This is a genomic window from Shewanella corallii (genome assembly GCF_023349125.1).
GTDB classification, from domain to species: Bacteria; Pseudomonadota; Gammaproteobacteria; order Enterobacterales; family Shewanellaceae; genus Shewanella; species Shewanella corallii.
Window position 1 is genome coordinate 915,106 of the sequence record NZ_JAKIKT010000001.1, and the last position, 22,219, is coordinate 937,324.

Consider the following 22,219-nt stretch of genomic DNA (forward strand, 5'->3'; position numbering starts at 1 on the left):
CAATATGACTCGTCCCGAAGTGGGCAGAAATCCTTCGTGCCGCCTGTTTTTTATAAAATCAGGGCAAAGATTAGCCGACATTGTGACTCGATACAATCATATGGGACTGTAAAATTAACAGCCTGGTATCACACTTGCAGCAATTTAAACGCAGGCTCTGGTTTTTTTCGTTAAGGAGCGGGAGTTTGTGAGACAATGCCAAACAGATTTAGCTAATGGATTAAAGATGAATTCTTGTCAGTTGCACGTGTGGTTTATCTCTCTGACTGACCCTGTTGAAGGTGTTTCTGAGGCACAGATGCTCGAGTGTCTGAGTCAGGATGAGAGACAAAGGCAGGCAGGCTTTACCCATGCCAAAGCGGGGCGCGCCAATTTGGTGTCCAGAGCTATGTTGCGTCATGTGCTCAGTCGTCACTGTGACCTGGCCCCGCACCAGTGGCGTTTTGTTACCGGTGAGCAGGGAAAACCGGCTCTGTGTGAGCAGCAAACACGGCAGTTCGGGTTGGGATTCAATGTCAGTCATAGTGGCGATTGGCTGTGTATTGCCGTGATTGAAGGCATTGGTGTGGTTACAGGGGCCGCTGACCAGAGGGAAATTGGTGTCGACATAGAAAGATTTCGCCGGGGAGTCTCGGTCGATTCTGTGCTGAACCGTTTCTTTGCGCCTGATGAATCAGCCTCACTGATGGCAATGCCAACGGCACTAAGAGAGCAACGATTTTTTGATTTATGGGCATTGAAAGAGTCATTTATCAAGGCAACAGGGCAGGGACTTGCTCGTGCGCTGGATAGTTTTTCCTATGAGATCAGTACGCTGGATGGTGGTGCAAAAATTGCGGTCGATACAAGCGCCGATCCCCGTTTGCAACCGGGCTCTGGAGGAGTAGCATGGGAATTTGTCGCCCTGTCCGGCAGTCATACTCATAATTTCAGCAGTCGATTTGTCCGCCTGACAGATGAATACCGGGTCGCCCTGACCTGCAGTGCATCTCTGGATGAGCTGCCCGTGGTATGTCGTTTCTGGTAAGCCCACTTTTGCCACTGATGTCAGGTTCTGTGCAAATTATGCGCCCGGTCAACTTTTGTGCTCCCGGCAGTCTGTATATTCGAATATGACTGACGGAATATGAGACACAAGGAGGCCACGATATGGCTGAGTATCGAACCGGACAGATCCGTAATTTCGCCGTGTTGGGACACACGGGGGCGGGCAAGTCCAGCTTGCTTGAAGCGCTGCTTTTTGGCGCCAGGACCATTGCCCAAAAGGGCAGGGTCGATAAAGGCACTAATCATGCTGACTTTACCGCCCAGGAAAAAGCCCACCAACATTCACTCGAACCTTCCTTTCTGAACATCGACCACGACGGTCACCACATCAACCTGATAGACACCCCCGGACTTCCAGACTTTTTTGGCCGTGCACTGCAACCCTTGCCTGCGGTTGAATCAGTACTGCTGGTGATAAACGCCGCCACCGGCATTGAAAGTGTTACTGCCAGAGCCTTTGCGGCAGTCAGAGCCCAGGGCAAAGCTGTGATGCTGGTGGTCAATCATATAGATGGAAACGAAGACAGACTTGAGGCGCTGCTTGCAGATATCCAGCAGCAGTTTGGCCCCAGATGCTTACCGGTGAACCTGCCTGGTGATGATTGTGTTGTCGATTGTTACCTGCACCCGGCCTTTGAGTCTGCGACCCGGTTCTCTGATGTCACCACTGCCCATGAACAGCTGGTGGAAACCGTGCTGGAAGAGGATGACAAGCTGATGGAGCTGTATCTGGAGCAGGGAGAAAACCTGAGTCCTGAGCAGCTGCACGAGCCATTGGAAATCGCTTTGAGAATGGGGCATCTGGTGCCAGTGTGCTTTACCAGTGCCGAGCAGGATACGGGTATCCCTGAGCTGCTGGAGTTGCTCATTCAACTTATGCCCAACCCTCGAGAGGGCAACCCACCTCAGTTTGTGAATGGCACAGGGGACAAAGTCAAACCCGTGGATCTCAGTACCAAGTCCACTGACCATGTGCTGGCCCATGTGTTTCGCGTCAATATCGATCCCTATTTTGGCCGTATGGCGATAATGCGTGTGTATCAGGGCAAGATCACTAATGGTATGAAGCTGTTTGCCGGGGTCGAGCGCAAACCATTTAAGGTGACCCATTTACTTTCATTGCAGGGAGATAAACAGGTAGAAATGGGACAGGCTGTGCCCGGTGATATCTGTGCCCTGGCCAAGATTGATGAACTGGAAGTGGGCTCAGTGCTGCACGAAAGCCACGATGAAGATGAGTACCATCTGCCACCTCTGGTGCTGCCTCAGCCTATTTTTGGTCTGGCAGTGTCATCCAAGCGCCGCGGTGATGAGCAGAAGATTGCCGAAGTCCTGAATAAGCTGGTGGCAGAAGACCCCAGTCTCAGCATTGCCCGCAATGAAGCGGAAGGCCAGACAGTACTGCAGGGGCTGGGCGATATGCATCTTCAGATTGCACTGGAAAAGGCACTGCAGGTATTCAAGGTGGATATGCACACTGAAAAACCCGCAGTTGCTTACCGTGAAACCATTCTTAGTCAGGGACAGGCCAGATACCGTCACAAGAAGCAATCCGGCGGCGCAGGTCAGTTTGGCGAGGTCGAGTTGAGGGTTGAACCTCTGCCGCGGGGCGAAGGTTTTAAGTTCGAGTCCAGGGTGGTCGGTGGGGCGATCCCCGGTCAGTTTATCCCTGCGGTGGAAAAAGGGGTAAAAGAGGCAATGAAGGCCGGTGAACTGGGTGGCTATCCGGTTGAGGACATCAAGGTCACTGTGCTTGACGGAAAACACCACAGTGTTGACTCCAAAGAAATTGCCTTTGTTATGGCGGGAAAGAAAGCCTTTATGGATGCGGTATCTGAGGCGAAACCCGTGATTCTAGAACCTATCGTTCAGATGCAGATTAAAGTGGACTCGGCTCAGGTGGGGGACATTACCGGTGATATCAGTAGTCGTCGGGGCTTTGTGTGTGGCACTGAGTCTGATAATGACGGCAGAGTAGTGGTCAGTGTGGAGGCTCCTTTGGCGACGGTGGACGATTTTGCTACCCGACTAAAATCAATTACCGGCGGTGAAGGGGAGTACACCATGGTATTTGCCAGGTATGAGCCTGTACCGGAACACGTTCAGCAACAAATGGTTAGTGAAAAAGCCTGATGAGCAGAGGGCTGTGGCCGAAAAAAAATAGCAGCCAAAGCCCACAATTTCTGACGAGTTGGCAAGATTTAAGCTTGTATTGACTTTTTGTGACAGCGGGACAAATACTGAACCTGAGTACGGAATTTAATGGCAAACAGCATACTGTTTTTATCTGTGTTCAGTTAAGTCCCATTGAGCGGGAAAGACACCCGCATCGCGGAGGGGAACACACAGACGTTACTCACAAATTTTTTAGCCTGTACCCATAGCGGCAACAGAACATTTTAGGCCAGGTTATCAACCTGAGCACAGGCCGGATGGCTATCAGTTCAGTTGCGCCGGAGAGGTCATAAGCAGACATACAGCTGTCGACATGACTCTGACAGCACATTGCCCGGGTTGAACCGGTCGGTCTGGGACGTATCTCAGGGGTATGTAACATTTACCCACAGACAAAGGAGGCGAAGAGCGTTTGGTTCTTTACAAATTTCAAAACGAAACAGCGCCGCAAGGCGCTGTTTTTGTTTGTAATTATGATAAAGTCAACATCAGAACTTTGCTTCCAGCGTCAGCCATAGCTTGTCGGTATCGGCGCTGAATCCATAGCCAGCATCCGCGCCACTGAAAGCCGCATATTTAATGCTGGCATTGTAATAGTTGGCAAACTTGTAGCCTGCACTGATCCCCCACTCCTGGCCCATATCTATGTTGCCGACATCGGACTCAAAAGTGTGGTACACAAGGAGCAACTTGACGCCTCCCAGGTTGGTGTTAGCGGCAATATAGGTATCTGCTATGCCTTTATCCCAGTTACCTGCGCCACCAAACAAAAACTTGTCCGTCCAACCTTGGAACTTGTGCAGGGTTGCCAACGGTGTGATAAACCCGGCTTTACCATCATCTGAGCCAAGCACTTCATATCCCAGTTTTAACCCCACAGCACTAAAGTCAGCCCTGGCTTCTGCCGAGAGGTAATCTGCTCTGTAATCCAGAGTATTGTTACCGCCGTTGCTTTGGGTGGCGTACTCCAGCGCGTAACTCAATTTCACCGGATCGATATCTGTTTTACCTGTCAGTCGCACACCATAGGTATCTGTAGAGAAGCGAGCTATCGCCAGGTTATCAATCAGGTAGGCGTAGCCGGTCAGCTGAGCGGCTTCCACTGCACCATAGTGCAGGTTGAACAGGTGGGTTTTGTTTTTATGATCTGACTTGCCCGAGTCCTCGCTGAAGATACGGTTGACATTGTTGATGTAGGCATAGAACGCTTTCAGATCTTGGACACCAGTGCTGACTGTGCTGAAACCATCATAGGTTTGCTCATTTTGTCTGAAGCCGACACCACCAACAAAGCGCTGATTGTCCAGCAGGATCCTTTGGCGACCATACTTGAGGACTGAATCGGCCGGTGCACGATAGCCAATATATGCCTGGTTGATTTCCGTATATTGATAGTCGGCAATCATAGGCTCATCGTCACCTGAGCGGACATCGTCCACTTCTGCCAGGGTAAAGAAGTTGTATAGATCGCCACTTTGATAGGTCAGTCGGGTTCTTAGGGTGGTTTGGTCCTGCTTGCTCTGCGCCTCGACATCAACCTGCTCAAACCGGGCACGGAACTGCAGGTTCAATTTGGCATCGTCAATCAATGTGGTTTTCAGATCTTCTGCAACTGCCGAGAAGCTTCCAAGGAGTGTGGCAATAGCCAGTGTGGTCATCCGGGTTCTCATCATAATTCTCCTGTTGGGGGGATAGGATGAGTGTTGGCTTTGTTGCTTTAGTAAAGGTTGATCTAAAACAAGTTGTTACCGGAAAGGTTATTTTGGTTAACAAAGTGAGATCTTTGTCAATGCTGTGTATCTATAAAGTGGTATATATTGCGTGGGTAAATGTTGATAAGAAAACAGCCCCGACTGAATCGGGGCTGTTTTGTGATGCTACAGGCTACTGTCTAGCCAGTCGCTGGCTTTCTGGCGGGTGCTCAAAATCACTGCGGAATGGGTTGATATCCAGGCCACCTCGACGGGTATATCTGGCATAAACCGTTAATTTGCTGCATTGGCAAAAGCGCTTGAGGTCCGTAAAAATCCGCTCGACACACTGCTCATGAAACTCATTGTGCTGACGGAAAGAGATCAGATAGCGCAGCAGTTTTTCCCTGTCTATTTTAGCTCCCTGATAACGGATCATCACGCTGCCCCAATCAGGTTGTGAAGTGATCAGGCAGTTGGACTTAAGCAGGTTGGAGTTCAGTGTTTCTGCCACAATTTGCTTGTCATCTGTGCTGTTTTCCAGATGTTCCGGACGAAACTCAAAGTCTTCCACTTCGATATCCAGATCGTCGATACAGTGTCCAGGCAGTTCGACCACACGTTGATGACAAAACTGTTTGGGTTCGATGATTTCAACTCTGACTTCACCTTCAGCACAACGGCTCAAATCGTCAGTAAGTAACTGCTTGAGAGATTCCACTGATTCAACCCGAGTCTGGTTGAAACTGTTCAGATACAGCTTGAATGACTTGGATTCGACCAGGTTTTTGCTGTCGTGATTCAGGAAAAACTCGGCAATGGCGACCATAGGTTTGCCTTTGGCATTCAGCCAGGACAACTCATAGCCGGTCCAGATATCTACGCCGTGGAATGGTAAGGGATCGGTAAGATTGATGGCGTCGCGGTTCAGGGTACGGGGAACACCCTGCAACAAAGAAGGGTCATACTCTGACTTATAGTCTGTGGCTTTACCCAGAGTCAGCCCATTCAGCTCATCGGCATGCTGATAAGGGTCGTGATGCTGTGTCATCTAAAATCATTCCATGTCAAAATTAAGCCTGAATTATACCTCAAATTGGGATCTGCTTAAGTGTCTTGTTTGCCTGCATTGGAAAGCTTTCTGAATCTGTATGTTACCGCCTATCAATCCAAGCTGGATGAGTATCCACGTTATTTTCCCCAGGGAGAATCTTCCCCCTGTGTGGTCAGTGGTGACGTAACCTCTGGCAGTGCTGTGCAGTGGCAGCCGGTTGCTCGGCAGAGCAAAGGCAATTTTGCCAATGTGGAGCAGGCACTGGATATTCAACTGCACGGGGATATTAATGATTTTTTCGGTGGCTTCTGGATGGCGCCGACTCTGTTTTCATCCCCTTTTGGCGAAGGTGAGCTTACCGGGGTGTGGAATCAGGAGGATTTTGAATACCTGCAGCAGAACATCATAGGTCACCTTATGATGAAGCAGAAACTCAAGCAGCCTCCTACCTGGTTTATTGGTTTGCTGGATGAAGGCGAAAGGATGCTGACCGTGAACAACCATGATGGCAGTGTTTGGAGTGAAGTGCCCGGTGAAGAGCAGGGTGAAAAACTGGCCGGCAGTATTGCGGAATTTATCTCTCAGCTGAGCCCCAGAGTGGCACCGCCGGTTAAGCATGAAGAATTGCCTATGCCGCAACTGGAACACCCAGGCATTATCAGCCGCCTGAAAATCATGTGGAATAACCTGCGAGGCAGGAGTTGATTAACCAAGTTGTCAGCGGTTTGATTAATTAGTCATCACTCAAACTTAGGCGGCGATTTACTTGCATCAAGTTGAGGGCTGAATCACATTCTTTAGCGTTGCAAGAACTGGCTTTGATTGTAGGATAGCCGACCTTTTTTGTGTTTCTTATTCCTACAATTCAGAGCTGAAATCATGTCTTCTGCTAAGTTGAAACTTGCACTGTCTGCATCTTTGCTGTTGTCTGCCTGTGGCTCAGACGATAACGCTACCTCAACGACTCCACCGGTTGAACCTGCTAAACATCTTGCTGGCGCCTTGGCTGATGGCGGTGCGATTCGCGGTTTGGTTGAAAACAATGCTCAACGGCTACAACGTCAGCAGTCAACTCCTGTCAAAGCAGATGGTCACTATCAAGTGGACACAGACGTTTTGGTTGCAGGTAGTGTACTGAAGATTGAAGGTGCACAGGGTGGTGAGTCGATGACTCACTACAGTCTGATCACTGACTCTATGCTGACTGGTGGTGTTTCAAATATCACACCATTGACCAGTATTTTGGTATCCCGGATTACGGGTGTATCAGCTGCAATTGCATATGCTGAAGGGAAAACGGATTTAATTAATGATGATGCTCTGGACGTTGCCGAAGCTGAATTGCGTCAGGTGTTGATGCCTCTGTTAACAGTATTGAGCCTCAATGATGTTTCATTTGCCCGCGAGCAGTTTGAAGCGAACATGACTGGCCTGGACGCACTGTTGGGAACCCTTAAATTCAACTTTGGTGAAAAAGCTGTAGAGCTGACATACATACCCTCTGGTGATTCGGTAACCTTGCCCTACAAGGGAGATTGGAATGGGCTGCAGTTAACCCCACAACATGAGGTCACTGAAACCGAGCTTTCTGTGATTTATCATGCAGATCAGCTGCTTGAAAGCATGGCGTTATCACTTTCATCGGAAGGTGGTCGTACAAACTATGAGGCAGCCTTGCATCATGACGCCCATTGGTTTGGTGTTGGTCGTGATGAGATGTTCGACGCTCAGCGAGAGATTATCGGTAGTGAGACCAGCAAGCTGGACAGATTTAAGGATTACCATCTGTCGGCAGCCGATATTGAGAAGGGGGAGTTCCTTCTGTCATACACTGAGCATTACGAGTCCAATGAATTTGCCACCGCCGGCCGACGTCATGCGTGGTTTAAAACCGACGTAAATGGAGACCTAAAGTTCCTGGGAGACCAGTCTCCTTCGCAAATAACCTCAGCCAATGCATTCTTGAAATATGCCAAGAACCATAAGGATTTCAATATGGGAATTCCTGAGGCACCTGCAGGCCAGTGGCGTCTGGAATTAGACATGTTTCTGTCCGGTGCGGACTGTGATGCAATCCCGGTAATTGGCCCATGGCAGTTCCCTGCTTACGATAACCCGAATGACACCAGCTTCGTGACGCAGTTGCCAAAGATTGCGGACCACTTGAGTTTCTCCCATGTTGTCGTTGAAGGCCCAGGATTGGGATACAGTGCCTTTATCGATCGTATTTACCATGAGCCGGATACTCGCGAGTGCTATTTGACTACCTCTGTTGTGCCTCAGAACGTGATGACCGAGGGGGCATATCTGACTGAACCGGCAGCAGTAACCCATGGTAGCCAGTTCACCTTTAAATTTGTGGGGTTCAACAAAGAGATTCTGGCGGAAAAAACCATAACCCTGGGTCAGGGCGTGCAATCAGATCTGGAGATGGAGACCTACAATGCTCAGCCGAAGAAACTCCATGGCGCAAAGGATGAGTTCCAATACAGCTGGAGCCGCAGTGATCTGGCTATGGTGGTTGAAGGCGATGTATGGGCCAAAGAACGGAACAAAGCGATTTCAACCCGGGTATCTATTCCTTATGGCGAAACTCAGGTTCAATCTGCTGATCTGGACGCAGTAGAAGCTTTGTTTCACACTGCGGTAGACCCATTTGGCCGAATGCTGTCCAACGATTACCTGGCCTGGGGAAGCTATCTGGGTAAAACAGAGTAAGCCAAATACTATGAAAAAAGCGCACCCTGGGTGCGCTTTTTTATTTGTTGGCTGTAAGGGATTAATCAATTTTCCAGGCACTGTTATCCGGCCAGTCCGGCAGTGCGGATTTAGCTGCTTTGAGTGAGAGCGTTTGCCATCTGGCTGAATGGTCTGCATCAGGTGTAACCACCCCGAGACTGTTTAGATAGGCAAGGCTAAGACGTTGCTGCTCAGATAAAGGCAGGTTCAAATCGGAAACCGAAATGAAATAGATATCTTCTGCCGGATTGATTGATTTGCCTGGATGTTCGGTAAGTGCTCTTAGCTCCTCTGCGGAAACATTATAGTGCTTAAGGTAATAGCCCTGCGCGAGTAGCGGGTAAACCTGGAACAGATCCTCTTTTGTAGTCATAAATGGCGAGTTTATGGTGTCCAGCAACTCTTGGATGTGCTCATCAGTGGCGGGCTTTAACACATTCACTATAAGGCTTGGAGTCTCCGAAGGTGGCAAAGCATCGCCACTGTCGCTGGGTTGGGCTGGCGGATAATAGTGTCCCAACAATAATTGTTGTTCTGAATCATTCCACTGAAGCAATAGCTTGTAACCTATATCTGAGTCTTGCCGGAGAAAAGCCCGGGTCTCGTCCACTGGATCACCCAGCAGGGGACCAACAATGTGCTGGTTACCGTAAAAGGAGGTCAGGGCGGGCAAGAGTGTGGCACTCAAGGTTTTGTCACTATTGGTGAGTATTGCAAACCCATTAGCTGATGCTGCCACTGAATCCAGCTTGCTTTGCAGCTCGCCCAGCAGGCTGCTGTTGTCGCGGGCAGTTTGTTGCTCCTGATACTGCTGGCTTATTAGGCCTTCGTTGAATTGCTCCATATCCTGTTGCCATTGATGTTGCCTCCAGATGGGCACCAGGATTGTAGTCAGGACCAACAATAGAAAAATAGTCAGTAGCCATTTTTGTCGGCGTTTTCTTTTTTCCACATACTCGATGACATCTGCTTCAGATAGCTCTTGGATGTCAAACTCATACTCTCCGTCAGGGGGAAGCAGGAACACACCGGGAGCGATAAAAGGTGCGTAGATTTCGGGCTTGCCCGGAAAACGAACTATCACATAAGCAAGTTCCAGCTGAACATGAGTGCCCCCTTCTGTCGCCAGTAATGTGTGTTCCCATTCTCCATGAATATCCGGGTTATACAGGCGGGCATCTCCCGGCATTAAACTGGTGATCAGCGGGATAAGGTGCTCATGCATAGGTGTTTGGTTCCTTGTTTTAATCATGTCTGATTGCGTCATCCATGGAGTAAAACTCCAACAAAGCTTAAACAGTCAGCCTTTTGTTTTGGGTTTGTTAACAAGCGGAGGTTACGGAAATACTCTGACAGGGGTCAAGTCACAATATGGACGTTTTAGCTGAATAGACTGTTTTTGGCGCTTGGCTCAATTTATATTCGATTTAACCGAATGCATGCGACTGATAATGCCAATAGCAACCTCTTGCCTGAGTTTTTACACTGATATCAATTACAGATTTTGGAGTTTTAGGATGAAAGTAATCAGTGAACTACTTAGTCATGCAACAAGGGATGGTGACGGAGTAAACATCTCCAGAGTCGCTGACTTCAGGGGTCGTATGTTCGATCCGTTTCTGATGATTGATGAGCTTAAGTCGGACGAGGAGTCCGATTTTATCGGTGGATTTCCGCCTCATCCCCATCGCGGAATTGAGACTTTTACCTATATCATCAAAGGTGGGTTTGAACACAAAGACCAGATGGGAAATCGTAAAGTCATCAGCGGCGGAGATGTTCAGTGGATGAGCACAGGTTTTGGTGTTATCCACTCTGAGATGCCGGTGGCTGATAACGAAGGCATGCATGGTTTTCAGATCTGGGTGAATATGGCTGCCGCGGATAAATTGAGGCCCGCAAGGTATCAGGATTCTGTGGCGACAGGTTTACCTGTGCTGGAGAATACCAGTGGCGCCAGTTTGAAGGTACTGGCTGGTAACTGGGTGCTGGCCGACCAATCCGCAGCGTCCCCTGTCGGGCCATTGGCATCCGATGCCGCTGTGGCGGATATCAGACTGAGCGCCGGAGGCACTGCTCGGATTGAGCGTACACAATATGAGAAGCTGTTTGTCTATATCCACACTGGAAGCATCAATGGTTATTCAGCCGGACAAGCTTTACTGCTGGATCCCCAACAAGCTATAGAGATGCACACCGATGTAGATAGTGGTGCCCTGATTTTCTCTGGGACACCATTGAGGGAGCCAGTGGCGCACATGGGGCCCTTTGTGATGAATACTCAGGAAGAGCTGCATCAGGCGGTGAGGGACTATCAAGCCGGGAGGTTTGGTGCGATAGACCTGTAGCTCCCAGTGAAGTTATTTTTTTGATTGGAATAAATAACCGGGCGTGAGCCCGGTTATTTCACTGATGATCCCAGGATAGGTTGGAAACGATGCGGCAGGGCTCACAGCGGAAATGAAACATATCCAGCAGAGGCTCTTCCAGTTTCCAGTCATGGCTGCCACATCTGGGGCAGGGACGATTGATTTCTGCTTCTTTATTCTCGCCACCGACACGGTACAGATAATAATAAGTAGGGATCTTGGTTAGATATTCGATACGGCCACGCAGATCCCATCCCCGTCGAAACAGGTCGCTGGATGGCGTGCTTATCTCTTCCAGTGCGGCAAATTCCGCTTTGGTGGCTGCGGCCATCTGCAATTCATCACAGGCTTGCCATTCAGTTTGCCAGCGAATGACCCGTTTGTGGTCGCCATTAAAGGTTGCTGGAATACGATATAGCGGGATAGGCAGCAGGTTATCACCACTGCGCAGAGGAGAGCACATATGCACATAGCTGGTGTAGAGCACCTGCCAGTCGCCAAATTCAGTGGCGCTGACTTCAGAGTTGATATCCTGACCGATAAGCTTTTCTCTGGGAGCCAAGATCTTGGCCTCTGTCAGCTCTTTCAGGGCGACTTTGACCCAGGGACTATTGAAGCTGTAATGCAGGCTCTCTTTTTCCGGGAGCATTAAACGTACCCTGAACTCACCTTCATTAAAGGCAACTGCAAATTCCCGTCCCAGTACCTGACCATTGGCCCGGTAGGCTTCCAGCAGATTGTTGATCGCCTTTTCTGCTGCGGTAATTGTGGTATCGGCAAAACACTCGAAACGCAGTTCAGTCACAAACATCAGTGATTACGCTCCAGCTCGGCCACTCTTTGAGCCAGCTCATTGTAGGCTGACTCCAGCTTTTTCACCTGCTCACGCAGCTGAGTCAGCTCCGATTGTTCTTCATTCTGCTCCACAGCTGCGTTTGGCTGTACAGGGACCTGAGGAATAAGTGCGGCCAACTCTTCTGCTGAAAGTGATTTAAATCTCTGTAAACCTTGAATTAACACTGGCATAGGGACTGATTTAAGTTTGGCTTTCAACAAAGCAATGCTGGGCTGCTTACCTGCAAGTTGCAAACTGCGGGCAAGGGCCAAGACTTGGTCTATTTGGCTCATGAGTGGTGATATTTCCCAAGCTGGATTGTGCTTTTTGGTAAATGTCCAATAAAAACAGTGGTTTAATTGTTGGCTCGGTTTGTGCTTATGCCTTCACTGATAATTAAACAACAGATAGAGGACGTTTAAATGAAAGCCAAGTTTATTCCATTGTTGCTTGCTGGGGTAGTGAGTCTTGGACTTAGCGGTTGTGTCATCAATGTCGGAGAAGATGGACATGATAACGATTGGGGCGGCAGCAGCTGGAAAAGTGAACAAAACCGCAACCGGGAACTGATCTCAAATCTGACTCCGGGCGTGGCCATTGAAGAGATCAAAAAACGCATGGGGACGGCCGATTTTTCAGAGGCATACAGCAAGGATAATGGACTGGTTGAAGTGTTGTTTTATCGTACCCAGCGTGTCCACGGCGATGGCAAAACCAGCAAAGATGAATGTACGGCTCTGGTATTTAAACAGGGCAAGCTGGTGGGATGGGGCGACAGGGCTTACAACAGCATCTAACAGATAGGGAAACGCATATGAGGACAAAGTTAATACTGCCTTTGGCCATGGCATCGCTGCTCACTGTAGGGCTCAGTGGTTGTATGGTTGTTGTCGATAAAGATGGAACAGATTTTTCAGTCGGTAACAGCTGGAACAGTGACTGGGAAAAAGCTGAGAAACGTAATCGCGCGCACATTGCACAGTTGCAGCCTGGTGACAGCCTGAAGCAGGTTCAATCCCGCATGGGGGTAGCGGACTTCAGTGAGGGATTCAGTCGTGATGGTGTGGAGATGGTAGTTTTGTATTACCGCACTCAACGAACTGCTGAAGATGGCAAAACCAGCCGCGACGAGTGTACGCCCCTGCTGTTTAAGCAAGGGCAACTGATCGGTTGGGGGGAGCAGTCACTTCAACAGATCTGATTGCTCTTTCAAAAGCCCTGAGTGATTCAGGGCTTTCTTGTTTACGCAGCTAGGTTCACTCTCTATGGAGTCTGGCATCCAGCTGGTCCAATAATTCGGTCCAGTTGTTATCAAGTGACATCGCTTCTTTGATAAATGCCCGCTGACTATCATTCCAAAATTTCGCATCGCTGATACAGGTATTGGGTTCAATACTGTGGGCACCAATAAATGACTCTATGGCTTCGTCGCTGTCAGCCAGCCCAAGCTGGGCAAACAGGTGGCTGAGATCTGATGGGGTTGTGTCCATACCTGACTCCCTTAGGTGATTTCTATTGCTTAAGCATCCGCCATACTCAAAAAAATGCAATGGTGCTTAACACTGATGAATTTCCCTGATAGGTTAATTTTTTGTGATCTTGAAGGGGGAATCATTAATGGAAACGCCAGCTTGTGACAACTATCGCGCTGTTTATCTGACGGCAGAAGATTTGCGAATTGCCGCATCGATTATCTACAACGCTTACCATGATGATCCCTTTTTTAAAGATGCACTGTTTAAAGGTGATATGCACCAGTATGAACAAAAACTGCGCGCTGCCATACGTGAGGAGCTGAATGATCTGTGGCAACAGGAACAAACTCTGGTCGGCCTGTTTGAAGATGACAGATTAGTTGGGGTTGTGTGCGTGTTTTCTCAGCAGGCTGGGGTTGGGGAGGGGCGTTATTGGAACTGGCGTCTTAAGATGATGTTGAGCACAGGTTGGCAATCTACTCAGGCATTAATGAATAAAGAGAGCAGCATTCTTGAACATTTGCCCGGTAAGAATTGTGCCGTCATCCAGTTTGTGTGCGTCGCCCCCTTTGAGCAGAAAAAAGGTTTAGGAGCAAAATTGCTGGATGCAGTCACCAGTTGGTGTGATGAACAGCCCGAATTGGATGGAATAGGTGTGTTTGTGTCACAGGAGTCTCACGCGCACCTGTTCAACCGTCACGGTTTTATCCCTTTAGCCAGTCTGAATATCGGCAATGTTTCCGGTGAACTGATGTTTTACGAGAGTCAAAGAGATGAATAAGCCGGTATTTGACTCCTTTTGGGACTTCTACCCCTACTATCTTAAAGAGCACAGTCACAGAGTTTGCCGCAGGCTGCACTTTGTTGGAAGTGCTCTGGTCCTGATTGAATTAGCCTGGATTGTTTTAACCGCAAACTGGGGCTGGTTGTGGCTTTTACCTCTGACAGGTTATGGTTTTGCCTGGGTTGGACACTTCTTTTTTGAAAAGAATAAACCCGCTACTTTTCAATACCCTTTATATTCTTTGATGGGCGACTGGGTGATGTTTTGGCAAATGTTGACCGGGCGCACAAATAAATTTCGTGGGGAGTGAGGTAATTTGCTTTTGGGTTTGTGAGATATCTCTTACAAGGATGTAGGAAAAGGGATTGAAAAAGCTCAAGTTACAGCTGTCTTGTAATTAAAAAGTCTTAATAAACAGCTTGATAGGTTTTGCTTCAAATATCCCCCAGTCTAACTGCTGAATTAATCGCCATCAGCAATTTGCCGGTCTGTATACACTTAAGTGGTAGCCAACAAGACAGGATGTCGCGGTCAGGGAAGGACATGGAGTCGTGTTACAGTCACAGGACAGACTGAAACATACCCAAAATCAGCAATAATTGGCCTACACACCCGCACGGATGATATGGAAAGGCACAGGATGGTGCAATCCCTTGGGATAAGGGCAAAGGATTAAAGGATAACGGGTCTGAACGGATTTTGACTCGAACGGCAGGAAGCTGAGTCGTTTCAGGAAGAAGCGATGTTACCAGGATAGGTAAGCGAATGGATTCAGTACGTAAGTACATGGACATCATGGATGCAGGGAAGATGCTAAGGACGCATTTGCAGACGCAAGGATGGTGCAGGGAGCACGAGAAATAGCTGGACGGCTTACGAGAAAGATGAGGGGGCGCGTTTTTTAACGCGCCCCTTTCTCATTTCTAGCTTCCTGATAAAGGGGCGATAGCATATTGCCTGGCCTGGCCTGGTACGGTATTGCCTGAACCCTGCGTGACCCAGCATTTTTGCCGCTCTTACGAACTTCCCAATGCCTTGTCAAAAATTTAATGGATAGTAGGGTAACTTGGGTAATCCTTACTGACTTCCAGGTTTCACACTAATCATGCCTGTTTCCGTTTCCTGCGTTGAAATACCTTACTGATTTTGTTGCCATCACAGATTTCGCGTTAAATCTCATTAACCTATGGCCGCAATTATTGTTAACCAAGGGGCTCTGCCCGGCCTTATATTTTCAATATCTCTCGCTGATTTGTAAGACATTTCCCACAAAGATGTAGGAAGTTTGGTTTAATTCTTGTTAGGTATGGCTGTCGACTGGAGGCTAATTCATTTAAAAACAAGTAGTTAATTTTTTTATTTGGTGTGGGTGCTCAGAACTTTACCGGGTATCAGGCGATGGCGGACGGCAAATCTTTTGGCGTTTACGTAAACTTAAGTCATCACAGGATGTGAGCTGCAACAGGAAGTTGTCTGGCAGGAAGCCAATAACTCACGGAGTGAGACTGAGCAGGAAGCTCAGGTAGCCAACGGACAGGCGAATCCAGGATGGATAATCACTTGCATCGGATGGCAGCAAAGGAATGTGAAGAGAGATTCCCTTCAGGATGAAGGTTGTCTTGGCAAGGATGACAGTGGACACGCTCAGGGAAGCAGCAAGCCTGGAACATGGAGTGACAGGGCCTCAGGGACGAACAGTACGAAAGTACATGGAACATCAGGGAAAGACAGGGACGACGCAAGGAGCATTGTCAGTCGCAAGGATGGAGCAGGGAGCACAAACTTAGCAGGATGGCTAACAAAAAGACATAGGGCGCAGCCTTTCGGGTTGCGCCCTTTTCTTATTCAGCAACTGATCTGTGGTTATCTACAGCGGCCAGAATTGCAATTGCCGCGACTGCCACAGCCACCACCAATACTACCTCGTGTTTGGGGCGCCTGGTGCCACTCAGGCTCAGGGAATATCGGCCATTCAATCCTGGTCACCCGATTACCATGCATATTGATATGAGCACGGTACTGATTCAGACCATCGGTACTGAATTCCAGCATGAATCTGGCCTTCCAGCATAGGCCTGTGTGGCCGCCCAAGCTGGGACGAGCCGATTCCATCGCCACGGACAGCAATTGGACTCGCTGCTTTTGGCATTCAATTTCAGCGAAACGTCGGCTTTGTTCAGCCATTTGGCGAAGTTGCCAGAAGAAGGCTGCTACTACCAGCAACCCCAGTATTATCAACAGATCTGTCATCATGTCCTTGTTGCTCTGAACAAACCGCCTATGGCGGCAGAAAGCTGAGGGCTGCGGTCAGGATTTCGGATGGTACCCAACATCTCAGTACGCAGCGCCGGAATAGAGACGATATCAGCAAATATCTGATTGAAAAAGTGCTGCTCCTGCAATGCCAGCGCTTCAAAGTAAATTGTGCGAGCCTGCTCCTGTTTCAATGCCAGCCAATTTCGGGCGGCAATCGTCAGCAGCGCATCGGCATCCAGCATACCTTGCTGCTCCAGCCAGATGATAGCCTGTGCAGATTCCTCGGGGCGGGAAGCTAATGCCCGCAGTAACATCAGCCGCAGCTCAGGTGATGATTTAAGCTTTTGCAGCACTTCTGTCGCCAGAGTGTCGGGTAAATAGACATGCTCCAGGCACTGACACATTGCCACGACAGCTTCATCAGCACCCTGTTGCAGACCCTGGCTGATAGCCTGAAGGTGGTCGAGGTCTGTGAGCCTGATACAAATATCGGCCAGACCCTGAAATCCCAGCTGTTGCCACTGCTGGGCAGGTACCTGGCCTGTGAGGTACTGCATGGCAAACTCATATTGAGAAGATGCCTGTTGTCCCAACTGTTTACGAACAAGTGCATTAAAGACCGCCAGTTTTTCCTGGCCGGGCTTAAACGCAAATGGGTGATTACCCATCTGCTGCTGTTGATCTTCGGACAAGGCCTGGGTGAGATCCTGTCCCAGCGCTTCCAATACCATTTTAATAAATTGAGTTCTGGCGGCAGGGTTTAGCAGCCCTTGTTCATCCAAAGGCAGTTTCAAGAACCACACAAACTCCTGCTTGTGCTGATTCCAGAACACAACGGCAAACTGTGCATGTCCCTGAATCGGATAGGGGTAGGGAGTCGTCATCGCCTCAATCTGATGGAATGCCATCATATCGATATGCTGAACCCGGCGTCCCAAATCATAAATCTGGAATTGACTGTTGGCGGCGCCGAGCAGATCGCCCAGAGTGTTGAGTTCTGTCATTAACTGACCTTGATTTATTAGTTTTCCAATGGTGCGGGATTATAGCGGTTTCAATGGGGTATGAAAGGGGGGTGGCCAGCTAATGACCTGAAATTGGTCATGGGCAAGAAATGCAATGGGCCAGAGGGTGTTGATGGTATGATTAGCAACATCTGTTGGTATTGGATTTAAGTTACTTATGCTGCATCAAGCTACCCGCGAGTATTTGTTGCAATTGGAGTCGGAACTGAAGCGTCAGTCTCTTTGGGCGAGTGAGGCCCCTTCGCCAGAATCTTTGGCTAGCACAGCCCCCTTTGCGGTTGACACCCTGGCATTCGAACACTGGTTACAGTTTATTTTTATTCCGCGAATGCAAGCGTTGCTGGATACTGAGGCTCAGCTGCCAGCCAATATTGCTGTGGCGCCAATGGCACATCATGTTTGGCAGGACAATGCCGAACGAATTCACCTTATCCGTATATTGAATGATTTGGACACACTGTTGAATGAACCCAGATAGTTTGTTGCCTGAAGAGTTGCCCGCACCTGAAATTACCCTGCTGTATGAAGATGAACATCTGGTGGCGATTCATAAACCAGCAGGACTTTTGGTCCATCGCACTTATCTGGCCCGTAAAGAGAAGTACTTTGCTATGCAGATGACCCGGGACCTGGTGGGTTGTCATGTTTTTCCTGTACATCGTCTGGACCGGCCTACTTCCGGCGTGCTGCTGATGGCAAAAAGCAGCGAGGTGGCCAATTCATTGTGTCAGCAATTTACTGAGCATTCGGTTCGTAAGCGCTATTTGGCCCTGGTGCGCGGTAATATGCATGAGAGTGGCGAGTTGGATTATCCGTTGCGGGAAGAGCTGGATAAGATTGCCGACAAGTTTGCTGATCAGGAGAAAGAGGCGCAGAGTGCAGTGACCTTGTATCAGCCGCTATTGAATGCCGAAATTCCTTTTAGCTCAGGTCGTTACCCCACAAGTCGACTTGCGTTAATGGCGCTTGAACCATTAACCGGCCGTAAACATCAATTACGGCGGCATATGGCGCATTTGCGTCACCCTATTATCGGCGATACCACCCATGGGGATGGTAAACAGAATAAGTTCTTCCGGGAGCACTTTGCATTAAACCGCCTGTGGCTGATCGCCAAGCAGCTTAGCTTTACCCATCCGGTAACCGGCGAGGCAATGCAAATCGAAGCCGAACTTGAGCCTGAATGGCTGACGGTATTTGAAGGTCTTGGCTGGGATGATGACGCGTTATCCCAAACTCCATCACTTCTGGTTGTCTGAAGCCTTTAATTCGGGCTGGAGCTCTTGTGTCGACTGAGTTAACTCCTGAGACATAAACTCCCGGTACCGGAAGTAACAGCTGCGTCTGTTGTGAGCGGACCTGTGCATTTGCTTAAGGTGGCGCATACGGGTAAGACGTTTGGCGTGTCGCATAGCTGTTCTCTGTTTTGGTGTGTCTTCAAGCTATTGACCTGACTGGTAAAGAATCACTACTCTGGGCAGGTCAAATTTTGGGAAGGGAGTATACCATGACACGCATCAATTTGCTCTACGGGACTGTATACGGAAGTGCTCAATCTGTTGCCGAGGAGTTGGCTGACACCCTGTCATCCAAAGGTGGCGATATTAAGCTATGGCAACCAGCCGAGTTGGATGGTTTTGTGCCTGCTCAGGATGAGCTGCTATTGGTGGTGACCTCCACCACAGGTCAGGGCGATCTGCCTGATGATATCGCTCCCTGGTATTTCGCGATAAAGGACAGTGCTCCTTACTTACCTGAGCTGCGCTACGCAGTCGTTGGATTGGGCGACTCAAGCTATGATAATTTTTGTGGTGCCGGCCGGCAGGTGGATGAATTGTTTCAGGAGTTAGGTGCTAAACCGATCGCACCTTTACTGGCAATTGATGCCATGGAAACCATGGAGCCTGAAGCGGACGCAGTTAAGTGGGTCGACAGCTGGTATCCACTAAAAGACTGACCACGGCTATCTGCGTTTTAAATCTGAAGTTAACAGTTGCTCATATCAGTCATGTAAATTAATCTACTGTTATATAAAGATTTATTGGAAATTGTCTTTCATGGATGAAGCATTGAATGCAGCTGGCTTCAGGTTGTATAAACCGGCGATCCCTGTGCCTGCTGCTGAGGGAGAAGTAGGCCCCTGCTGGTCAATAATCAAAGGCAATGCAAGGTTGGCAAGGCTACTGAATACTCCAGAGGCGCAGCTTCATCAGGCATCTTTGCTGACATTTTTCCCCGGTTTGGATCAGCGATTGAAGCAAACTCCCAATGATGCCAACTACTTCACCCTGCAATGGTCGGACAGACACCTTTTTCATTTTTGCCGTCAGGGCGAAAACCTGCATTTCCTGTTGCACAGCCATGGAGAGCCGGGTGAGAAGGAACAGTGCCGACGTTGCCGGGTGTTCACCCCCAAATTACCCGAACCTCATGATATAGAGCAGGAGTGTGTACGTCTCTTGGGGCAACTTATGTCCCGTATGGAAGTGCCGTTCAGCTACTTTCATCTGGTGGAAGAGGCTACGCTCGAATTTATCCCTACCTATTGGCTGGGGAATGGTGACGGTTTTTCCGGTGTCGATAGATGGCGGAAAGGGGAGGCGCTGAGCATAGCGGAATTCCCTTGCCTGCTAATCGATGCCGAGGCACAAAAGCATCCTTGTCCTGCCGGTGGCTGTTGCGACAGTCAGGGCGCATTCTGGTGGTTTGAGCCAGTCCGCTACAATGGTCAAACTGTTGCTGTTATCGGTGGTGCTGCATTTGAATCCATTAAGGGAGACAGGCGGGCACTGCTGCAGCGTTATGCTCTGCTGATTTGGTTAATGCGTCAGGTGCCTCAATTGGAGGCGCAATTAGCCGACAAAAACGCCCGGGTTGAGGCATTGGAAACCGGAAACCACCAGATGTTCCGGCAGCTGATTAATGTAGTGTCAGAGGCCCTTGAGCTTAAGGACGCCTATACAGCCAATCACCAAAGATCTGTCGCCGAGCTGGCCGTGGGAATCGGACGACGGTTGGGATACGATGCTCATCGTCTTGAAGGCGTTCGCCTCGGCGCTCTGGTTCACGATATAGGCAAGCTGGCAATTCCCAATCAGATACTGTCAAAGCCGGGACGTTTGACCGAGCAGGAGTATGCTTTGGTGCAGACCCATCCGGTCAGAGGCGCCAATATTATCGGCGACGTGGCTTTCCCCTGGCCGATAAAACAGATGATTTTGCAGCACCATGAGCGGCTTGATGGCTCTGGTTACCCCTATGGTCTGAAAGGAGAGCAGATCCTTGAGGAGGCTCAAATCCTCGCGGTAGCGGATATTGCCGACTCCATGTTAAGTCACCGGCCTTATCGTCCTGCATTGGGGTTATCGGCCCTGACTAAGGTGCTGATGGAGCAGCGAGGCAGCTGTCTCAGGGCTGATATTGTAGATTTGTGTCTTGATGAGTTATCCCACAGCCAAAGAAGAGTCAGTTATGTCAGCGAATTGCCGTTGCGACCTGTCATCTGCTTTTGCGTTAATGATGAGCTGCCGGTGCTCGAGCTGCTCAATATGCTGAAACAGAATGAAGAACCTTATGTTGCCCTGCACAATGGCCACTGGCTGGGGGTATGGGATGTCAGAATGTTGAGGCGTCATCTTAAACTCACATCTGAGATGGTAGCGCTGGATTACGCTCAGACAGAGCAGTTGACTCTGAGTTCAGACACTCCACTGGATGAAGGGATAAAAATTCTGAGTGAGGAAGATCACCCCATGTTGATTGTCGACAAGGACAATAACGCCATCGGGGTACTCGACTGGAAAGCGATTGCACAGCACTGATAGCTGACAGCAAAAAGGCCCATGAAGGGCCTTTTTAAATCCAGTTCGCAGGGCTTATTCAGCCATACGCAGCAGTTCGTTAATACCTACTTTACTGCGGGTCTTCTCGTCTACTTTCTTCACAATGATGGCGGCGTACAGATTGTACTGACCACACTTGGAAGGCAGAGTGCCGGATACCACAACAGAACCTGCAGGTACTCGGCCGTAATGGATTTCGCCGGTTTCGCGGTCATAAATACGGGTGCTCTGGCCGATATAAACGCCCATGGAGATCACTGAGCCTTCTTCAACCACAACGCCTTCAACCACTTCAGAGCGGGCACCGATAAAGCAGTTGTCTTCGATAATGGTTGGGCCGGCTTGCAGCGGCTCCAGTACGCCACCAATACCTACGCCACCGGACAGGTGAACGTTCTTACCAATCTGGGCACATGAGCCTACAGTTGCCCAGGTGTCTACCATGGTGCCTTCACCCACATAAGCGCCCAGGTTAACGTAAGAAGGCATAAGTACTGTGTTCTTGGCAATGAAAGAGCCTTTGCGCACTGCCGCAGGAGGTACAACGCGGATCTGCTCCTCTTTGAAGCGTGCTTCGTCGTAGTCGGCAAACTTCATAGGGACTTTATCGAAGTACTTGGTTTCAGCACCTTCAATCACTTGGTTGTCGAAAATACGGAAAGACAGCAATACCGCTTTCTTCAGCCACTGGTGCACGTGCCACTGACCGTCAATTTTCTCGGCAACGCGGGCGTGGCCTTTATCCAGCATGTCAATCACGGTTTCTACGTCAGCACGTACGCCTGGCTCAACAGTAGAAGGGGTAATAGAGTTGCGAGCTTCAAAAGCCGCCTCGATGCGTTGGCGTAAAGCCTCCATTGATATCTCCCGATAAACATTGGGGGGACTTGTGATTACGGCTCTATCAGAGCCGCTCATCAATTAAAG

Annotated in this window: 22 protein-coding genes; 13 read left to right on the top strand and 9 right to left on the bottom strand. The window is 49.3% G+C overall.

The genetic code is table 11. The features are described 5' to 3' along the window. Nucleotides 1-226 precede the first annotated feature (226 nt). Nucleotides 227-1,027, top strand: a complete 801-nt coding sequence (locus tag L2725_RS04000) for a 4'-phosphopantetheinyl transferase family protein (protein WP_249247744.1) — start codon at nucleotides 227-229, stop codon at nucleotides 1,025-1,027. Between the two features lie 122 nt (nucleotides 1,028-1,149). Beyond that, entirely contained in the window at nucleotides 1,150-3,180 is a 2,031-nt protein-coding gene (fusA, locus tag L2725_RS04005; protein WP_249247745.1) for an elongation factor G, read from the top strand. Nucleotides 3,181-3,710: 530 nt separating this feature from the next. Here fusA and L2725_RS04010 read toward each other — a convergent pair. Then, the gene (locus L2725_RS04010; protein ID WP_249247747.1) at nucleotides 3,711-4,895 is read right to left on the bottom strand and encodes an alginate export family protein; all 1,185 of its coding nucleotides are present in this window, start codon (nucleotides 4,893-4,895) and stop codon (nucleotides 3,711-3,713) included. 211 nt (nucleotides 4,896-5,106) lie between these two features. Further along, the gene (queF, locus tag L2725_RS04015) at nucleotides 5,107-5,964 is read right to left on the bottom strand and encodes an NADPH-dependent 7-cyano-7-deazaguanine reductase QueF (protein WP_248934539.1); all 858 of its coding nucleotides are present in this window, start codon (nucleotides 5,962-5,964) and stop codon (nucleotides 5,107-5,109) included. Nucleotides 5,965-6,024: 60 nt separating this feature from the next. Here queF and syd point away from each other — a divergent pair, with 60 nt between their 5' ends. Then, complete coding sequence (gene syd / locus L2725_RS04020) at nucleotides 6,025-6,672, top strand: SecY-interacting protein (RefSeq protein ID WP_249247748.1); 648 nt, start codon at nucleotides 6,025-6,027, stop codon at nucleotides 6,670-6,672. A gap of 174 nt (nucleotides 6,673-6,846) precedes the next feature. Next, nucleotides 6,847-8,685, top strand: coding sequence for a hypothetical protein (locus L2725_RS04025; RefSeq protein ID WP_249247750.1), 1,839 nt, complete (start codon nucleotides 6,847-6,849; stop codon nucleotides 8,683-8,685). Nucleotides 8,686-8,746: 61 nt separating this feature from the next. Here the strand turns inward: L2725_RS04025 and L2725_RS04030 are convergent, their stop codons facing one another. After that, nucleotides 8,747-9,931 (bottom strand): hypothetical protein, encoded by a 1,185-nt coding sequence (locus L2725_RS04030; protein ID WP_249247752.1) that lies wholly within the window; start codon nucleotides 9,929-9,931, stop codon nucleotides 8,747-8,749. Nucleotides 9,932-10,223: 292 nt separating this feature from the next. Between L2725_RS04030 and L2725_RS04035 the strand changes: the two genes are divergently transcribed. Continuing rightward, complete coding sequence (locus tag L2725_RS04035; protein WP_249247753.1) at nucleotides 10,224-11,054, top strand: pirin family protein; 831 nt, start codon at nucleotides 10,224-10,226, stop codon at nucleotides 11,052-11,054. Nucleotides 11,055-11,112: 58 nt separating this feature from the next. On the opposite strand, the gene L2725_RS04040 is transcribed toward L2725_RS04035, so the two are convergent. Both L2725_RS04040 and L2725_RS04045 read right to left on the bottom strand, forming a co-directional pair. Next, nucleotides 11,113-11,886 (bottom strand): Zn-ribbon-containing protein, encoded by a 774-nt coding sequence (locus L2725_RS04040; RefSeq protein ID WP_249247754.1) that lies wholly within the window; start codon nucleotides 11,884-11,886, stop codon nucleotides 11,113-11,115. Next, nucleotides 11,886-12,203 (bottom strand): hypothetical protein, encoded by a 318-nt coding sequence (locus tag L2725_RS04045; protein WP_249247755.1) that lies wholly within the window; start codon nucleotides 12,201-12,203, stop codon nucleotides 11,886-11,888. Before L2725_RS04045 ends, L2725_RS04040 begins: the two co-directional genes overlap by 1 nt. 129 nt (nucleotides 12,204-12,332) lie before the next feature. Here L2725_RS04045 and L2725_RS04050 point away from each other — a divergent pair, with 129 nt between their 5' ends. Both L2725_RS04050 and L2725_RS04055 read left to right on the top strand, forming a co-directional pair. Next, on the top strand, nucleotides 12,333-12,707 hold the full coding sequence (locus L2725_RS04050) for a DUF3192 domain-containing protein (RefSeq protein ID WP_249247756.1): 375 nt from the start codon (nucleotides 12,333-12,335) through the stop codon (nucleotides 12,705-12,707). Between the two features lie 17 nt (nucleotides 12,708-12,724). Beyond that, a complete protein-coding gene (locus tag L2725_RS04055; RefSeq protein WP_249247757.1) occupies nucleotides 12,725-13,111 on the top strand; it encodes a DUF3192 domain-containing protein in 387 nt (128 codons plus the stop codon). A 55-nt stretch (nucleotides 13,112-13,166) separates the two neighbouring features. Here L2725_RS04055 and L2725_RS04060 read toward each other — a convergent pair whose 3' ends face one another. Beyond that, nucleotides 13,167-13,400 (bottom strand): DUF2789 family protein, encoded by a 234-nt coding sequence (locus L2725_RS04060; RefSeq protein WP_249247758.1) that lies wholly within the window; start codon nucleotides 13,398-13,400, stop codon nucleotides 13,167-13,169. Nucleotides 13,401-13,527: 127 nt separating this feature from the next. Between L2725_RS04060 and L2725_RS04065 the strand changes: the two genes are divergently transcribed. Together L2725_RS04065 and L2725_RS04070 are read left to right on the top strand one after the other, a co-directional pair. Beyond that, the gene (locus tag L2725_RS04065) at nucleotides 13,528-14,166 is read left to right on the top strand and encodes a GNAT family N-acetyltransferase (RefSeq protein WP_115135187.1); all 639 of its coding nucleotides are present in this window, start codon (nucleotides 13,528-13,530) and stop codon (nucleotides 14,164-14,166) included. Beyond that, nucleotides 14,159-14,479: an Mpo1-like protein gene (locus L2725_RS04070; protein WP_249247759.1), complete on the top strand. Its 321-nt coding sequence runs from the start codon at nucleotides 14,159-14,161 to the stop codon at nucleotides 14,477-14,479. The genes L2725_RS04065 and L2725_RS04070 overlap by 8 nt, the downstream gene beginning before the upstream one ends. 1,553 nt (nucleotides 14,480-16,032) lie before the next feature. Here the strand turns inward: L2725_RS04070 and L2725_RS04075 are convergent. Both L2725_RS04075 and L2725_RS04080 read right to left on the bottom strand, forming a co-directional pair. After that, entirely contained in the window at nucleotides 16,033-16,422 is a 390-nt protein-coding gene (locus tag L2725_RS04075; protein WP_249247760.1) for a DUF3301 domain-containing protein, read from the bottom strand. After that, nucleotides 16,419-17,429 carry a DUF3549 family protein gene (locus L2725_RS04080; protein WP_249247761.1) on the bottom strand — a complete coding sequence of 337 codons (1,011 nt, stop codon included), beginning with the start codon at nucleotides 17,427-17,429 and terminating at the stop codon, nucleotides 16,419-16,421. Before L2725_RS04080 ends, L2725_RS04075 begins: the two co-directional genes overlap by 4 nt. A 178-nt stretch (nucleotides 17,430-17,607) precedes the next feature. Here L2725_RS04080 and L2725_RS04085 point away from each other — a divergent pair, with 178 nt between their 5' ends. The 4 genes from L2725_RS04085 (at nucleotide 17,608) to L2725_RS04100 (ending at nucleotide 21,271) form a co-directional block, all read left to right on the top strand. After that, nucleotides 17,608-17,928 (top strand): YqcC family protein, encoded by a 321-nt coding sequence (locus tag L2725_RS04085; RefSeq protein WP_248934551.1) that lies wholly within the window; start codon nucleotides 17,608-17,610, stop codon nucleotides 17,926-17,928. Then, complete coding sequence (truC, locus tag L2725_RS04090; protein WP_249247762.1) at nucleotides 17,915-18,709, top strand: tRNA pseudouridine(65) synthase TruC; 795 nt, start codon at nucleotides 17,915-17,917, stop codon at nucleotides 18,707-18,709. The genes L2725_RS04085 and truC overlap by 14 nt, the downstream gene beginning before the upstream one ends. 248 nt (nucleotides 18,710-18,957) lie before the next feature. Next, nucleotides 18,958-19,407 (top strand): flavodoxin, encoded by a 450-nt coding sequence (locus L2725_RS04095; RefSeq protein ID WP_249247764.1) that lies wholly within the window; start codon nucleotides 18,958-18,960, stop codon nucleotides 19,405-19,407. A 100-nt stretch (nucleotides 19,408-19,507) separates the two neighbouring features. Beyond that, nucleotides 19,508-21,271, top strand: coding sequence for an HD domain-containing phosphohydrolase (locus L2725_RS04100; protein ID WP_249247765.1), 1,764 nt, complete (start codon nucleotides 19,508-19,510; stop codon nucleotides 21,269-21,271). 54 nt (nucleotides 21,272-21,325) lie between these two features. Here L2725_RS04100 and dapD read toward each other — a convergent pair whose 3' ends face one another. Next, entirely contained in the window at nucleotides 21,326-22,150 is an 825-nt protein-coding gene (gene dapD, locus L2725_RS04105) for a 2,3,4,5-tetrahydropyridine-2,6-dicarboxylate N-succinyltransferase (RefSeq protein ID WP_248934555.1), read from the bottom strand. Nucleotides 22,151-22,219 lie beyond the last annotated feature (69 nt).

What these genes read in the sequence shown, in the direction of transcription:
- L2725_RS04000 (WP_249247744.1), top strand. Translation starts at nt 227, where the DNA reads ATGAATTCTTGTCAGTTGCACGTGTGGTTTATCTCTCTGACTGACCCT.
- fusA (WP_249247745.1), top strand. Translation starts at nt 1,150, where the DNA reads ATGGCTGAGTATCGAACCGGACAGATCCGTAATTTCGCCGTGTTGGGA.
- L2725_RS04010 (WP_249247747.1), bottom strand. Translation starts at nt 4,895, where the DNA reads ATGATGAGAACCCGGATGACCACACTGGCTATTGCCACACTCCTTGGA.
- queF (WP_248934539.1), bottom strand. Translation starts at nt 5,964, where the DNA reads ATGACACAGCATCACGACCCTTATCAGCATGCCGATGAGCTGAATGGG.
- L2725_RS04025 (WP_249247750.1), top strand. Translation starts at nt 6,847, where the DNA reads ATGTCTTCTGCTAAGTTGAAACTTGCACTGTCTGCATCTTTGCTGTTG.
- L2725_RS04030 (WP_249247752.1), bottom strand. Translation starts at nt 9,931, where the DNA reads ATGCATGAGCACCTTATCCCGCTGATCACCAGTTTAATGCCGGGAGAT.
- L2725_RS04035 (WP_249247753.1), top strand. Translation starts at nt 10,224, where the DNA reads ATGAAAGTAATCAGTGAACTACTTAGTCATGCAACAAGGGATGGTGAC.
- L2725_RS04040 (WP_249247754.1), bottom strand. Translation starts at nt 11,886, where the DNA reads ATGTTTGTGACTGAACTGCGTTTCGAGTGTTTTGCCGATACCACAATT.
- L2725_RS04045 (WP_249247755.1), bottom strand. Translation starts at nt 12,203, where the DNA reads ATGAGCCAAATAGACCAAGTCTTGGCCCTTGCCCGCAGTTTGCAACTT.
- L2725_RS04050 (WP_249247756.1), top strand. Translation starts at nt 12,333, where the DNA reads ATGAAAGCCAAGTTTATTCCATTGTTGCTTGCTGGGGTAGTGAGTCTT.
- L2725_RS04055 (WP_249247757.1), top strand. Translation starts at nt 12,725, where the DNA reads ATGAGGACAAAGTTAATACTGCCTTTGGCCATGGCATCGCTGCTCACT.
- L2725_RS04060 (WP_249247758.1), bottom strand. Translation starts at nt 13,400, where the DNA reads ATGGACACAACCCCATCAGATCTCAGCCACCTGTTTGCCCAGCTTGGG.
- L2725_RS04065 (WP_115135187.1), top strand. Translation starts at nt 13,528, where the DNA reads ATGGAAACGCCAGCTTGTGACAACTATCGCGCTGTTTATCTGACGGCA.
- L2725_RS04070 (WP_249247759.1), top strand. Translation starts at nt 14,159, where the DNA reads ATGAATAAGCCGGTATTTGACTCCTTTTGGGACTTCTACCCCTACTAT.
- L2725_RS04075 (WP_249247760.1), bottom strand. Translation starts at nt 16,422, where the DNA reads ATGATGACAGATCTGTTGATAATACTGGGGTTGCTGGTAGTAGCAGCC.
- L2725_RS04080 (WP_249247761.1), bottom strand. Translation starts at nt 17,429, where the DNA reads ATGACAGAACTCAACACTCTGGGCGATCTGCTCGGCGCCGCCAACAGT.
- L2725_RS04085 (WP_248934551.1), top strand. Translation starts at nt 17,608, where the DNA reads ATGCTGCATCAAGCTACCCGCGAGTATTTGTTGCAATTGGAGTCGGAA.
- truC (WP_249247762.1), top strand. Translation starts at nt 17,915, where the DNA reads ATGAACCCAGATAGTTTGTTGCCTGAAGAGTTGCCCGCACCTGAAATT.
- L2725_RS04095 (WP_249247764.1), top strand. Translation starts at nt 18,958, where the DNA reads ATGACACGCATCAATTTGCTCTACGGGACTGTATACGGAAGTGCTCAA.
- L2725_RS04100 (WP_249247765.1), top strand. Translation starts at nt 19,508, where the DNA reads ATGGATGAAGCATTGAATGCAGCTGGCTTCAGGTTGTATAAACCGGCG.
- dapD (WP_248934555.1), bottom strand. Translation starts at nt 22,150, where the DNA reads ATGGAGGCTTTACGCCAACGCATCGAGGCGGCTTTTGAAGCTCGCAAC.